Origin of the sequence: Streptosporangium sp. CA-115845 (assembly GCF_050943795.1) — a bacterium.
Taxonomy (GTDB): domain Bacteria; phylum Actinomycetota; class Actinomycetes; order Streptosporangiales; family Streptosporangiaceae; genus Streptosporangium.
In genome coordinates this window covers 272,244-286,317 of sequence record NZ_CP191987.1, presented here as the reverse complement: position 1 = coordinate 286,317, position 14,074 = coordinate 272,244, and the positions used below count along the sequence as shown (strand labels likewise).

The 14,074-nt window shown below is 66.4% G+C and carries 5 protein-coding genes (1 of these 5 running past the window's edge); all 5 read right to left on the bottom strand.

What is annotated here, in order from left to right; genetic code table 11:
• Positions 1-558: 558 nt before the first annotated feature.
• Positions 559-717, bottom strand: a complete 159-nt coding sequence (locus ACQP0P_RS01150; protein ID WP_433358609.1) for a hypothetical protein — start codon at positions 715-717, stop codon at positions 559-561.
• A gap of 536 nt (positions 718-1,253) precedes the next feature.
• Positions 1,254-1,559, bottom strand: coding sequence for a hypothetical protein (locus tag ACQP0P_RS01145; protein WP_433358607.1), 306 nt, complete (start codon positions 1,557-1,559; stop codon positions 1,254-1,256).
• A 1-nt stretch (position 1,560) separates the two neighbouring features.
• Positions 1,561-2,007: a hypothetical protein gene (locus ACQP0P_RS01140; protein ID WP_433358606.1), complete on the bottom strand. Its 447-nt coding sequence runs from the start codon at positions 2,005-2,007 to the stop codon at positions 1,561-1,563.
• Entirely contained in the window at positions 2,004-2,480 is a 477-nt protein-coding gene (locus ACQP0P_RS01135) for a hypothetical protein (protein ID WP_433358605.1), read from the bottom strand. Before ACQP0P_RS01135 ends, ACQP0P_RS01140 begins: the two co-directional genes overlap by 4 nt.
• 132 nt (positions 2,481-2,612) lie before the next feature.
• A protein-coding gene (locus tag ACQP0P_RS01130; protein ID WP_433358604.1) for a UvrD-helicase domain-containing protein crosses the window boundary here: on the bottom strand, positions 2,613-14,074 show its end. 26,137 nt of this gene lie beyond the right edge of the window; the window shows 11,462 of its 37,599 coding nt (coding positions 26,138-37,599); its start codon lies off the right edge, out of view; its stop codon occupies positions 2,613-2,615.

Here is a 14,074-nt window from a genome sequence, read left to right as displayed (position 1 = left end):
GCGCGTACCGCTGAGCAAGCACGGCAACTGCAGCAGCAAGCGCAGGAGTTGACGCTACGACTGCGGCATCTGTGCGCCGAAGCCGCACTGCGAGAGAGCCTCGATGCCGACTATGAGGCGCACGAAGCGGTGGAGCGCCTCATGGCACGCGTCACCGGCGCCTCCGCTGGCGCGGTTGTGCCCGAGGGCCGCGACGTGGCCGCAATATCTGCGGTGGTGGACTCATCGGCTGCACCGGATGCGGGGGCGGGACTGGACGACGCACCCGCGCAACGGCTGTAACGACCGCGGCGCCCCGGGCTGAGACGGTGCGCACCTGTCGCCGTACAGCAGCGTCAGCCGCAGGCTGTTCGCGGCGGTGAGCCCGGTCAGCGAACCAGCCGTCAGTGCACCGGCGGTGATGACCGTACCTGGTGAATGCGCCCATTTTGGAATGCGACGCGGTTATCGGCCGCTCACCTTGGCGTCGTCACTCATGTCACGTTAGAAACTTCATCCCGTGTGTCCCGCTTGAGCTTGGCACAGAGGGGGGCGCGCGCCCCCGGTGGGGCGCGCCGGTTAGTAGCGGTAGTAGGACTGGATCCGCTGGCCTTGGCCGGCCGGGGCCATCGCGCTCATGGCCACCTTGAACATCAGCCACACCACGATGAAGGCGAAGCCGAGGACGACAACGAAGACCTTCAGGAACACTTCCAGGACTTTCAGGGCGGTGTTCATCGCCCCCTCCTCGTGTCCGTAAAAATAGGTATCCGTCAGTGTGAAGGGTGCGATCATCGAACGCAACTGAATCACAGGCCGGCACGCCTGTGACTCCATCCGCCTCAGGGCCGTCATCGTCTGTGGCATGTACGGTACGGCTGCATCCGTGTACTGCACGCCGCCGAAGGCGCCGGGCGCATGACCGCGGGCCTACGGCGTGGGGGAGCATTGCACGAATGGCAGATTGCCGGTTATCTGCCGATCCGGCCATTGCTGCTTGTCGGCGTCGCCGAACATGCACGCCAAGTCGCACCGGTCACTGCGCCGTGGCAAGTCCGCAATGGGGCCGATGACCTGGATGCGCTGTTCGGGTGGGGTAGCCAACAGTGTGCGGCCCCACCGAATGCCCAAGATGGCGCCAGCACGTCGCTGATGAGGGTGCGGTAGTTCTCTCGATGGTCTGATTGTGTCTCATGCGTTTGGCTGAGGTCGGAAGCCTGGCTCGCCAGATCCTCCGGGCAGGCCGGCCGGGTGTTCACCGGACGACTACGCCTTTAAAAGTCAGCTGACAAGGATCTGATGTCTGGCTGCCGATAGATCGTGGCGAAGGCGGGGGTGCCCTCACCTACGTAAGCACCGGTGACGTTAAAGTCGATGAACTCACGTGCTTCCTCTTCGTCCATGCCCTCGCGCATGAGGATCTGGACACAGCGCTCGACGTCATAGAGGGCGACGAGAGTATGGACATTGCCAGCGAACCAGCCTTCGACCACACCGATAAGTGCGTCATCGAAACCGTCAGCCAACAGGAATCCCTCGTCGGGATCGAACGACTCAATCAGCTCCCGAGCAGTGGTCATCTCACACCAGGCCTTCCGCGAACTCGCGCGCCCTTACCCGACCATGGAAACGGTCCCGGCGGGTCTCATGAATCCACCGCCGACCTCTCCAGCGAAAACTCAGATCGCTAGCGCACATGGGAGCCCCAGCGACTTCTGGGGTCTCATGAGACCCCAGAAATCTGGAGAACATCCGTTTGACGCTCTGCGGCAAGAGGTCATCGGCTGCCCGCAGATGGACGATCGTGCGGGGGGCGACCAGAGCGAGAAACAGGCGCTCACGAGCACGCCTTGTCGAGGCCGGGGCCGCGAGGAACTCCCACAATTGGGCGGTGATCGAGCTGAGCTGGCGGGCGGCGCCGATGGCGGCCACGGCCGTGCCGGTCGGCAGATGGTGATGGTTGAGATAACTGGCGACCGTCATGTGCCTCTGGGCGACGGCGAAGAAGTCTCCCGAGGTGGCGTTCATGGGACGTCTACTGCCAGCACGCGATGGGCTCCGGCGATGCTTGCCGCAGCGGCCGACAGCAGCTGCTCCCCGGAATCGTCTGGCTCACCTACCAGGCTTAGTAAAGCCTGCCGAAGAAAAGTGAGCAGGGCCAGGAGCGCGGCCGCTCCGGAAGTGAACTCCTCAGCGGTTAACACCGTCGCCTCGTCGGACGTTGGCTCACCCAGGGGGCGCAGTGCAGTGGTGAACTCCTCAGCGGTCGATACCATCGCGTCGTCGGGTGCCAGCTCGCCCAGGGTGCGTAGCGCAGTGGTGATCGCTTCGTCGACGGAGATGAACGTCGGCCACTCGTGAGCCGGTGCCGCGGTGCGCAACGTTGTGCTTGCGACCGCCGCCACGACAAGTGCGGTCACCGTAGCCTCCAGGCGGATCGCTGGATCGGTGTGCTGCAGTCGCTCGTGCAGCGCGGGGTCGGTTAGCGCGGACAAGGTCATCGTCAGGGGGTTCCTTCCGGGAAAAGAGATGAACGGTTGCCCGATCGATCATCAGTGCGGGATCGGTTTCCTGTGATGTGTCGAACATGTTCTTGTGGATAACCCTTCGGAGATTGGCCTGGGGTGGGCTGGTCACATGCTCATCCCGATGCCGGGTGCGGCTGATGGATCAGCTGCTGGTGGCTGGTAGGCAGTGCTGGGTGTCGTGGTGGAGGCAGGGCGCGTCGGGGCCGCCGTATCGGGTATCAAGGCCTGGGCGGTGAGAGCGGCGAACGAGGCCGCGGTCTTCGGCGGCTCGACCGGCCTTTGCTCGTCACCGCGATGTTGCAGCCATGCTCCGTCGGTGTTCACGCTGAAGTACGCCTGCACATCCGGAGGTACGGCATCTGCCACGACGAACATCTCCTGGCGTGCGTACACCATGTATGAACGCTGCTGGGACTGGGCGGCCTTGGTCGCCAGCAACATGGCGGCCAGGGGCGAGAGGCAAGCTGTGAGAAGGAACGGTTGACCGGTCGCGATCTTCTGGTCCAGGTCGGTGTGTACCGTGTGGACAACCACGGCGGGACGGTTGCGGCTGGTATCGAAATCACTGTCGGCGACAGAGAGTGTGGCGATCGATGAACCGCTCAGGCTTACCCAGATGCCGTTCGCCGTCACCATCCAGTAACCGGTATCGGCCGGTGGCGCATCGCTGATGCGCGCATTGGTTTCACCTTGATAGCCGTAGACGTAGTACGGCCGGGTGTTGTCGCGGGCACGGTCGGCGGCATGGGTAAGTGCGACTTCAACCGGTCCTTCCCACTGGTAGACGCGCGTCGGCGCCGGAAGCGTAGCGGCGTAATCGGCGGTCAGTCTGACGGCGGCGACCTCGGCCAGGTGCAGTGCATGGGGGAGCGCGGTTGCGGGCTGCTGCCCGCTGGTGAGCGCGTGCATGACGGCCTTGAGTTGGTCGACGTCGTGCGCCATCGGGCTGCGTGCGGCGCCCGCCTCGATGGCAACGCGATCGGCGTCGATGAACTCGCCCCGCTCGTGCAATCGCAGCACCGCCGCGTACAGCTGGCCGAGTTCGGGGTTGGTAAAGTCCTCGGGGTCGTCCAAGACCTGGCGGACCTCGGCGATCTGGGTGGGGTCGAGGAACAAGCTGGCCAGCAGGTGCACCTCGTGATGGTGCACGGTGTCCGGTGGGTTCTCTGTGCTCGGCGGGAGGGCCAGGGCGGACAGGTCACCAGAGGAGTCAGCAGGCGGGGCGGAGGTTGTGAGCTGATCATGCGTATCGAGAGCGTCGACGTCGGCGAAGGAGAGGGCGGCAGCGTCGACGTCGAGGTGGCTGTCGGTGCTCCATACCGCCGCGGCCAGGTCCGCCGGAGCCGAAGCCGCGGGCGCGGGGATGCGATAGACGATGTCTTCGGCAGTGACGACCATAGCGTCGAAAACCCGTGTGGTGCCTTGCGAGCCGTCCTCCGCTTCCCAGGTGGTGCCGCCCGGCTGCAGGTGGATGCCCCAGCAATCGGACTCTTGAAGCACGTCCGCGACGGTCCCGCGCACAGTGATGGCGCCGCTTTCCGGTGGCGGGCTGCCGTGCAGGAAGTCTCGGAAGTTCTCCTGCACGAGCCTGCGATAGGCGATGAGGTCGCCCAGCTGAACGGTAGGGCCGCTGGCCGGAACGGCACCCATCGCGGCCGCCTGGTCGAACAACTCCTGCAGGCGGCCGGCATCGACCTTGCGCTGGATGTGGCTGACGTCGCCAGCCACCCGCAAGGTCACCTTGCGCGGAGCGCCGGTATCGGGGTGCGTGCCCACGAGCTGAATGTCGCCCTTGCGGCGGGCGGTGCTGGCGTAGACGATCGGGGCGCCCCAGATGCCGTACCGGTTCAGGGCGCGCAGCACATCTCCAGGGCGGGCATCGAGCAGGTGGATGTGCTCATATTCGGGAAGCTCATGGGCCGCTGCCTCGGCCGGCATCGCCTGCTCGGGGCCGGTCGCGCCGATGCCCAAGGACGCGAACGCGTTGTCCGCCGATTCCGGCGTCCGGTTCCAGGTGTTCCGGGTGATGGTGCCCTGGCCACCGGTCGTGGTGTCGACGGTGACCCGGAACACCGATCCGTCACCCCACACATGCACCGCGACGTGGAAGCCACGCTCGGCGAGCTGAGGAGCGACCGTGTGCGCGCGCTTCTGGAGGGCCTCGGTGCTGTGGCCGGGCGGGAAGGGGTGGAAGGTAGCGAAGTGGTGCAATGGTTCGCGACTGCGCCGCAGGGTCCGGATGCTGAATTCCCGGTGGTCGAATCCGGCGGCGAGTAAGGCCTCGCGCACCTGGTCCGCGCCGCGGTCGACGCGGGCCGCTTGGTCGGGCGTACCGGAGGTGGCGGGTTCGAGGGCGCGGCTACTTGCTTCCTGCGCGACAGGTGCGGCCGGCGCGGGGGAAAGGAGCAGGTCGGTGTCCGGCGGCGGATCTGCCGGTGGCAGTACAGGCGGCGCGGGTGTCGCCTCGGTATGCGCCTCCACCGGTGCCGAGGCAGGCGCGTGCTCGGGTGGGGACGGGGCGGCCGCGATGGGTTGCGCTACCTCCGGGGAGAACACGCCCAGCACGGGAGTGCGATCGTTCTCGGTCTCCGCTGCGGGCTCATCGACGTGAGCCACCAGCCGTTGCCGAGCCTGCTCCATCCGGTTTCGGGCCGTCTCGCCCTCAGGGCCTTGCACGTTCGTCAAGGCCCTGCCGTGGTGCGTGAGGTAGTCGGCGGCTCCTTCGCGGGTCCGCACGGAAGTACCGGTGAGCGCCTGCTCGTCGCCGTCCATGAGCCGTCGCGCGAGGCCGCGTCCGGCCATGTATTCGGTGTCGAGGTTCCGGTCGGTGGAAGCACGTCCTAGTGCCGCGAGCAGCGTGGCCAGGCTCGGCCCGATGGCACCCTCCTGGTGCAGCGGGGCCGTGTCCGCCAGCGCGTGCGCGGCCATGGCGCCCTGGTGGAAGAACTCAGGGCCTTCGCTTTCAAGGTGCTGGTTGAACGTGGCGGCGTTGATGGAGACCCGCCCTGGCACCTGCTTGTTGCCTGCCACCGCTTCATCGGCCATCGCCGGGGGCAGACCGAGGCGTTCGGCCCCGTGTCGGAGGTTCCCCTCGGTGATCTCGCTGGTTCCATCCCAGGCCCTCAGCTCCTGCCGTGCTTGCTGTTCGGCATGGATCACAGCACGGTCGGCCTCCATCTCCGCCCGTTCCCGCTCGCGAATGGGCTCCAGCAGGGCAGCGCGGTGGGCTTGGGCGTCTTCGGGAAGGTAGCGAAGGGCGGTGGCGCCGGTGGGCACGCGAGCGTGGACGAGCTTGCCGTCTGCGCGCCGAACCTCGATCTCCGTCATCGACGTGGGCTGCTTGGCACGCGGGTTGGTGAGACCGCCATCACGGATGGCTTCAACGCTTCCCCCGTAGATGTCCCATGAGGGCAGGTCGATCACGTCACGTGCACGCAGCGGCCCGTCGCCATTGGCGCTGTTGTCCAAGCGCGCCGTGCCGCGCTCAGGCGGGTTAGCCTCGTACTCCCGGAACCGGTCGAGCGCCGCCTGCGCCTCCTCAGGGGTGGGGAAGTTCACTCTGGAGCGGCGGCCGTTGTCCTCCCAGGCGTGCCCCCACCGCCTGCCAGGCACCACGCGGCCGTCCGCGCGTGCTGAAGTTCCTTCACCCCTGGCAGCACTGTCATCGGCAGCTGCCCCGTTGTCGGCCTGCGCGGACGGCTCTGTTTCGCGGGCGGTGACCAGGTCGGTGCCCATATCGGCCGGAGCCTCTTGGGCGGTATCGAACTCGGCCAGCGCGGCGATCGCGCTGTCGATTTTGGCGGCTCGCTTTTGCCGCTCGGCGGCCGCGGCCGGTTCCACAGCGGAGTCATCGTCGACGGGAGGCGGCAGCTTGTCGAGCTCGGCAGTAGCATCGACGATCGCTTCGAGCAGGTGCACGCGGGATCGGGCGTGCTCGATGCGGGCGGTGTAGTCGACCTGGCGGCTGACAGCGTCGGTCAGGTCGGCGATCTCACGCTCCAGCCCGGGCAGCCGGTCGATATCGGCCTGCTGCAGGTCGGGTGCTGATTCCAGGGCGCGGCGCAACCCGCGAACGAGTTTGCCGCCGCTGGCGTCGGCCTTGAGGTCGTCGGTGGTCAGCTCCATGGCGCTGCTGGGCAGGTCCGGGAAGAAGATGCGGGCGCAGAAGACCTCGCCGCTGCTGTCGGTCTGCACGGCCAACTCCAGGCCGGCGAACGCCCCGACGGTCTGTACGGGGCCAGGGCCGCTGCGGGTGTGCGCGGTCATCGCGTCGATGACCAGGCGCCGCAGCGCCGCCCCGGCCGGGCCGACCTGGTCGTAGAGGGCACCGTTGAGCATCAGGGCGAAGTCGGGCCCGGTAGTGGGCTGGATACGGGGCAGGGCGGCCGCGCGGCGCGGGATGTCGCTGCGGACCTGGGTGGCCTCGGCCTGCTTGGCCGCCAGCAGGTCGACGTCTCCAGCGCGTTGCGCGGCCGCGATCCGCTGGTCGGACTCCAGCGCGCTGAGCTGGGCCCGCATCTGGAAAAGATCACGCAGGTGGGGATTGCCGGACAACTCGGCCTGCATGGTGCCGAAGTCGGCCTCGACCTCGTCGACCTCCAGCAGCTGCAGGGCGTGGATGTCGCGGGTCATGACCGTACGCGATCCACTGACTTTGGAGGTCAGCAGCCCGTACATGAAGGCGTCCAGGCTGTTTTTCGTCCCGAGCAGATGGATGCGGACCTCGGCGTTCTGGTTGCCTTGGCGGTGTCCGCGACCGTTGCGTTGTTCGATGATCGACGGTTTGGGCGGGGGATCCATGTGGATCACGTCGGTGACACGGTTTTGCGGGTTGATGGATTCCCCCATCATGGCGGAGGAGCCGAGCAGCACCCGGATGCGCCCGTCCCAGGCCCGGGCGATCAGATCGGCGAGGTCTTCGGGGCCGTGGGCGTCATGGATGAAGGCGATGTGCTCCTGTGCGACGCCCAGGGCGATGATCTCCTCTTTGACCGCCTCGTACACGTTGAACAGATCAGGCGTGCCGCTGGGGGTGCCCAAGTCACAAAAGACCAGGATCAGCCCGCCGGGCCGCGGGTGCGGGCGCGGATCACCCTTGGCGTAGGTGTAGGCGATATCGGCGGTGGCGTGGTAGCGCTCGGCGATCAACCGCGCCGTGTAGGGGATCTTCGAGCCGGGGGCAGACGCGGCGTCCAGCAGCCGCGGGTCCAGCGCCATCTTCCGGCCATCGGTCATGATCGACAACATGATGTCGGGCTTGGGCATGCCCGCTCGTCCCCCGGGGCGGTCGGCGTCCTCCCATGCCTGCAGCTCCTGCAGCCAGTTTGCGGTGGCCTGGCCGGAGTGGATCGCCGCGCCCCGGGCGATGAGCTGGGCACCGATGGCGCGTTGAGCGGGCGTTGCCTCCACCAGATGCAGCTCGGGTGCCCCGCCGCGGATGGCGGGCCGCTTGATTCCCGCGTTATCGGCCGTCTGCACGTCCGCGACGCTCAGCCACATCGTCAGCAGTGCCTGCAGGTCTACGAAGCGGGAGAAGCGTTCGACCAAGCGGATCCCGGATCCGTCGGGGGCTTGTTCGATGCGTTCGACGGCTTCACCGAACGTCATGCCCCAGTCGTCGAAGCGCAGCACGTTGAAGGCTTCCAGCACGTCCGGGTCGGCCAAGCGCAGCATGTTGTGCATCTCGGCGATGGTGTTGGTCATCGGCGTGCCCGTCAGCAGCGCGGCCGTCGGCTCCTCGCCGCGGACGGCGTGCAGCACGGTCAGCTTCTGATGCAGGTCGATGCCGCGCAGCGAATCCTCGGGTGCGTTGTGCAGCAGGCCCGACTTGATCGCGATGCCCTTGTAGCGGTGGACCTCGTCGACCACCGCGTAGTCGAAACGCAGTTCGTCGAAGTACACCTCCTTGGGGGTGCGGATGGGCGCCTTGGCCTTGCGGATCTCTTGTCGGCGCCGCTCCAGCCGCTCTTCTAGGACTTTGACCTTCAGGTCTTTGCCCAGGCGGGTTTTTTCAGTGCGGATCTGCTGCTCCAGCAGGCGGATCTCGTGTTCTTCGTAGACTTCCTGGGCCTCGGGGCTGGCCTTGACCGACTGGAACGCCTCCTCCTGCCAGATCACCAGGTCGTAGACGTGGTTGCGCAGGTATTCCAGCGTCGGACGTCGTTTGGCGCCGGCCAGGTCCTCGGTGCGGATGACGGTGATGTCGGCGTTGGGGTATAGGAAGCGGGCCTCGCGCTCCCACACGCCCACCGCCTTCTTCGGCACCACGACGAATGGCTTGGAGATCCGTCCGGCCTGCTTGAGCCCCATGACGCCGACCAGCGCCGTGGTGGTCTTGCCCAGCCCGACCTCATGCCCGACGATCACCGCTTTGGAGTGCAGCTTTCGGGCGGCGGCCGCGTTTTGGTGCGGGTGCAGCGTGCGGTCGCGGGTCATCCCGCCGATCGGTGGTGTGCGGCCCTCCCAGGTGGTCAGGACATGAGCGTTCATCCGCTCGTTGTAGGCGGTGGTCGCCGCGTGCAGCCGGGCGTCGTCGGCCAGTACCCAGGTCTCAAAGCCCGAGCGCATCGCTTCGACCTTCTGCCGGAAGGCCCGGGAGGCGTCCTCGTCGACGACCTCGAGGGTGCGGGTGCGGCCGCCCTTCAGTTGCACCACTTCGGTGGTCTTGACCTGGGTGGTGCCGCCGTTGAGGGCTTTCATGGCGACTTCGGTCGCCCGCCGCCGCGGTGTGCCGTAGCGCCGGTTGCGGGCGTCGGAGACCGAGGTGGCGTGCACTGACCAGCCCACCCTGCTGTGCGCCACCACCAGGGTCGGATCGTCGAGGATCTCACGCAGGTACTGTTGCACCAGCTCCTCGGGCACCCACGCGGCGCCCAGCTTCGCCTTGAACTGACCGATCTTTCGTGGCGGCGGCAGCGCCGCTTCCAGCGCGGCGGCGTTGACGTTGAACGCCGGATCCAGGCGCGCCGCCGTACGGGCCTGCTGGAGCTTGTCACGGACCGCGCCGGTGAGGTACTTCCAGGCGGGCACCAGCTGGCCGCTAACGGGATCGTCGAAGACCTCGGTGCCGAGCGCCGCTCGTGCCTGACCTTCGTCGACGTCCAGGAGCCGGGCGATCTCGGCCAGGTCGACGCGGCCACTGCGGCCCACCACGATGGCCAGCGCCGTCGCCGGATCCGCGGTGCGCTGGGGCGGTTCGGCGATGGTCTCGGCCCGTCGCTCCAGGATCGTGGCCAGCACCGGCTCACCGCGCTCTTTGTCCCACCGTTCCAGGCCGAGCACGGTCGCGGCCTGGGGATCCATCAGGAACCAGCCCCATGCGGTGGGCCGCCGCTCCGCGCTTGAGGTGGTCTCGCCAGCCTGCCGGGCGGCCGGGGCGCGCGCAGTGGTTTGCCCTGGTTTGGACAACGGCCCCCACCGTTGGGCGTAGGCGGTGTGGGCAGCCTTGAGACGGGCTCGCAGATGGTCGGCCTCGGCGCGGTCCCCGGAGGGCGCGGCATCCAGCGCACGCAGTTCCACGGCCAGATCACGCATGCCGATCAGGTGGCGCAGGCGGTCGGTGTCACCGTCGGCGCAGACCGCTTCGATCGGCGCTAGCCCGGTGTTGTGCTGCCAGATGCGTTCGTTGTCGTCGATCTGCAGACGGCCGGAGAAGTCGTTGGCGTGCTTGATCCGAGCTTCTTGCACCGTCAGGACTGGCCGGTTGGGCCACTGCGGGTGCTGCTCGTAGGTCAGGCCGTCGGCGGTGGCTTGCTGGGCAATCGCGGAGAAGGCGGCCTGCAGGTCTGATCCGGCCGTCGTGGGGGCACCAGTGACGGTCAGCTTCGGCCCGTACTGGCTGGTGATCATGGCGAGCGTGCCGAGGACATACTCGGGGTGGGCCTGGAAGTAGTCGTTGACGTCCGGGGTGTGGGAGCCGATCGTCATCGGGCTTGAGCGCAGCCACGTCGTATCGCCCGTTGTCTCGCTGGGCATGCGGCGGCGCAAGATGAGCACATCGGCCACCACGTCGGTGCCGGCCGAGCGGGCGAACGTTCCGGCGGGCAGTCGTACGGCGCCGACCAGGTCGCCGTAGTGGGCCAGCTCTTCGCGGGCGCGTGATTGCCGGGCGTCCAAGGTGTAGCGGGAGGTGATGGTCACCATCATCCCGCCGGGCCGGGTCAGCTTCAGCGCCTTGACGGCGAAGTAGTCGTGCAGCGACAACCCGTCCAGGCGTGGATCGGCGTCGGCCACCGGGACGCGCGCGAACGGGAAGTTGCCAATGACCGCATCGAACGTGCCCTCAGGGATGTCGGTCTCGGCGAACGACTCGTTCAAGACGGTGGCCTGGAGATAGCACAGCCGGCAGATCTCCGCAGTGGTCCGGTCGACCTCCACTCCCGTCAGACGCACGTTGAGGGGAGCGGTTCCGAAGAACATCCCGCCCCCGGACCCCGGCTCCAGCACCTCGCCGCCATCGAAACCGAACAACGACAATCCGTGCCACATCGCATGGGAGACCTCGGGCGGGGTGTAGTGCGCCGAGACGGTGGAGGCCGACGCCGCCCGCCATTCGGTCGGCGACAGCAGCCGCTCCAGCTCACCGCGGGCGGTTGCGAACTCCTGCCATCGGGTCAGCGCCGCTTCGAATCCGCCTTCACGTTCCCCACCGGGCCCGTAGACCGGGCTGTCTTTGTGCGGTCGCTCGGCGAACAGCAACGGCACCGACCCCCATCCGGACCAATGCATCAGACGCCCGAGTTCCTTACGCGTGAGCGCGCGCGGCATCTCCTGGAGCTCTTTGAGGATCTTGACAGCCGCCACGTTCGCCGCCGCCTTGGCCACCGGTCCGGTCGGTGCCTGCGCTTCTTGGGCGCGCCACCATTCGGCTGTCAGCTCGGATCGCTCAGCAAGGGCTCCTCCGGCCCGATGAACACCATCTCGGCCAGCACCCGTTCCTCCGCCATCGTCCGGGCCTGATTGTGCTGGCCGATCCGTTCCGGGTAGATGTCCGTCGTCGACATCGTCGCGCTGATCTCCTGCATCAACTCGCCGATCCGTATCTGCACGCGCATCCCCAGGTTCGTGAAAAACGTCTCCGGGTCCTGCATCGCCGCCAGCTCGCGGGGCCGTTCCGTCTGCCAGTACTCCTTGGCCATCTGCCCGTACTTGTCCATCCGCCTTCTCCTCCTCCAGCGCATCCCTGGTCGTGGCCAGTTCGGCGAGCTGCCGATCGATTTCCTGCCGGGACAGGACCTTACGATCATCGTTCCATCCCTTGGCTCGGACTTCGGTGCGCTGTTTTTCGATCTCCCGTAGCACCTCAGCCGCGGCCGTCACCTGCCGCTTGGCTCGATCCCGGTCGTAGCGATCCCGGCTGCGGTTGAGCTGGATCGCTTGCCGGTCGGCCACCAGGGCGTGGGTTTGGCGTTCCAGTTCAACCAGCAAACCGGCCGGAACCTTGATTTTCTCTGTCCGATGGTTAAAGGTTTCTCGCTGACGGAACAACTCGGCAAGGTAACGCAGCTCGGGGGCGGCATCTTTGTCCTGGTGGGACCGATGCACCTCCTTGTAAGCGATAACGAACGCCGGAGGGATCGCTACATACATGTACGGGCCCCACGTGCGGGCGCCCTCCATTTCCGGGTCCTCATCGAATGCGGCCACCATGGAGGCCAATGCCGCAGCCCGCGACCGGCCATAATATCTTTCGGGATTTTTTCCTTGCCTTGTAGATCCCTCGGCCATGTAAAGCTCTGGGTGCTGGAAGACGGATTTCAGTGCGCCATAATACTGGCCGTCTATATGGATAATGTCATTTTTTACGCCCTCCAGCGTGACCCGGGACATGGCCTGCTGGTGTTTAGCAGTGTCGCGAAGCTCTGCTTGTTCGGTCAGTGCGTTGATGCGGGTCGCATAAGCGGCTTTGTACTCCTCGGTCACTTCCTTAATGGAGGGATTTTCCGTGAGAAGTTTTCTGCGTTCCCGATCAAGCGCAGAGTCATCCAAGCTGGCTGGGTCCGGCAGCGCTCTCAGGCGGGCTATTTCACGCTGCGACCACTCCGCAGCAAGAGCTATGATCCGTGCTTGGATGACTCGGCGGTCATCGCTGCCAACTTCGTAGTCCGACTTGATGCCTTGGAGTCGGGACTCCTCGAGGACCAAGTGCACGGTTTCGAGCCCACCGGGGGACGGCCGTGCGGCGACCTCCACTGCCGCGCGATGTTTGACCTCCCTGTCGATTGCCTGAATGCGGTCTCCGACGGCGCTCTTGGCGTCAGTCATCGCATATCGGGGCTGTATGTCTTTCAGGGCCTGAAGCTCGGCTTTCAGTGCAGCGGTGTCTTCTACCTTTTCAGGGGCCGGCCGGGTCTCCAAATCCGCCAGCATACGGCGCGACAGCTCTGCCCGCAGCTCGTCTCGTTCCGCGTAGGCGGCGGAAACTCCATACGGAACTCTTCCGTCGCCGAAACTACGGTTGCTCCACGAGGAGATTTTTCCTTGTACTTTGTCGAATGCCTCGACGAGTTGCTCATCAGCTAATTCGCTTACACTGAGAGCAGCCGGTTGACCTGCTCCGTCTGACGCGGCCGCGGAGGCTTTGGTGCTGGTGCGGTCCTCGATAAGAACGAACCAGTTTTGATCGGCGAATGTGGCCAGCAACGCAGCGAAATTTTCATCGCGCGTTTGAGCTTTCCACTGCCGTCCGCTTACCCGCGCATCATTCACAGGCGACCACAGGAATTTTCCGGCGTTCTTCGCCGCCTGGTCATAGGCATCGTCCTTTTGGCACCCATGCAGCAGGATGACAAGGCCAGACTTGGCGCTGAGGTCCGCCACGATCTCGATCCAGACCTTCTCTCGCTGATCTGCGGGCATGGCCAAGGTCCGATGCTGGCGGGCGGCATGGCGCGCGAATGAGGCGCTATCGAGGCCGGCCACCCGCCGCTCATCGACCTTGCCGACCGACAGATAGCGCGACCACCGCTCCGACGCGGGTGCTTGGCTGATGAGAGCGTGATCGGGGCCGTAGACGACGACGTCGCCTTCGATGATCGCGTAGTGGTAGCCTTCCTCTCCTTCCACGGGTTGCGTGCGCGCCGGCAACGCCGCAGTGCCGTCGACGGTATCGCCACCAGCTCCGCTCAGGGAGCGGCCGACCGCCTCCAGTGCTGCTTGCTTCTCGACCTGCTCAGCCTGATTCTCGGCCTGTTTAGCACGGTCGCGGAGCTCACGAAGGGCATCGACGGTGGCCAGCGCCCGATGGGCGTCCCAACCGGTGAGCTGCGCCAAACGCCGCAGCTCACCACCGGCGCCGGTCTCCTCACCGAGGAAAACCGACCCGCTTCCTTCCCCCAGCTGCTGCGACGCGGCCATCGCGGCCCGATACACCGCCAGGTGCGCCCCGATCCGGAGGCTTACGTTGGGACTGCCGTACTTGGGGATGCGACTGGCCCAGGCCTCATCCAGCGCCTTGCTGGCAGCACGGCCAGCGCGCGAGCCGCTCAGCGTCGCGCGCGCCGAGGACGCCTCCCAGGCGGTCCACGCCTCCTGCACCTGGAGCCGGGCCTGCTTCATCCGTTCACGTG

Bases quoted from the DNA above. Each gene is read 5' to 3' on its own strand.
- ACQP0P_RS01150 (WP_433358609.1), bottom strand. From the start codon at position 717: ATGAACACCGCCCTGAAAGTCCTGGAAGTGTTCCTGAAGGTCTTCGTT.
- ACQP0P_RS01145 (WP_433358607.1), bottom strand. From the start codon at position 1,559: ATGACCACTGCTCGGGAGCTGATTGAGTCGTTCGATCCCGACGAGGGA.
- ACQP0P_RS01140 (WP_433358606.1), bottom strand. From the start codon at position 2,007: ATGAACGCCACCTCGGGAGACTTCTTCGCCGTCGCCCAGAGGCACATG.
- ACQP0P_RS01135 (WP_433358605.1), bottom strand. From the start codon at position 2,480: ATGACCTTGTCCGCGCTAACCGACCCCGCGCTGCACGAGCGACTGCAG.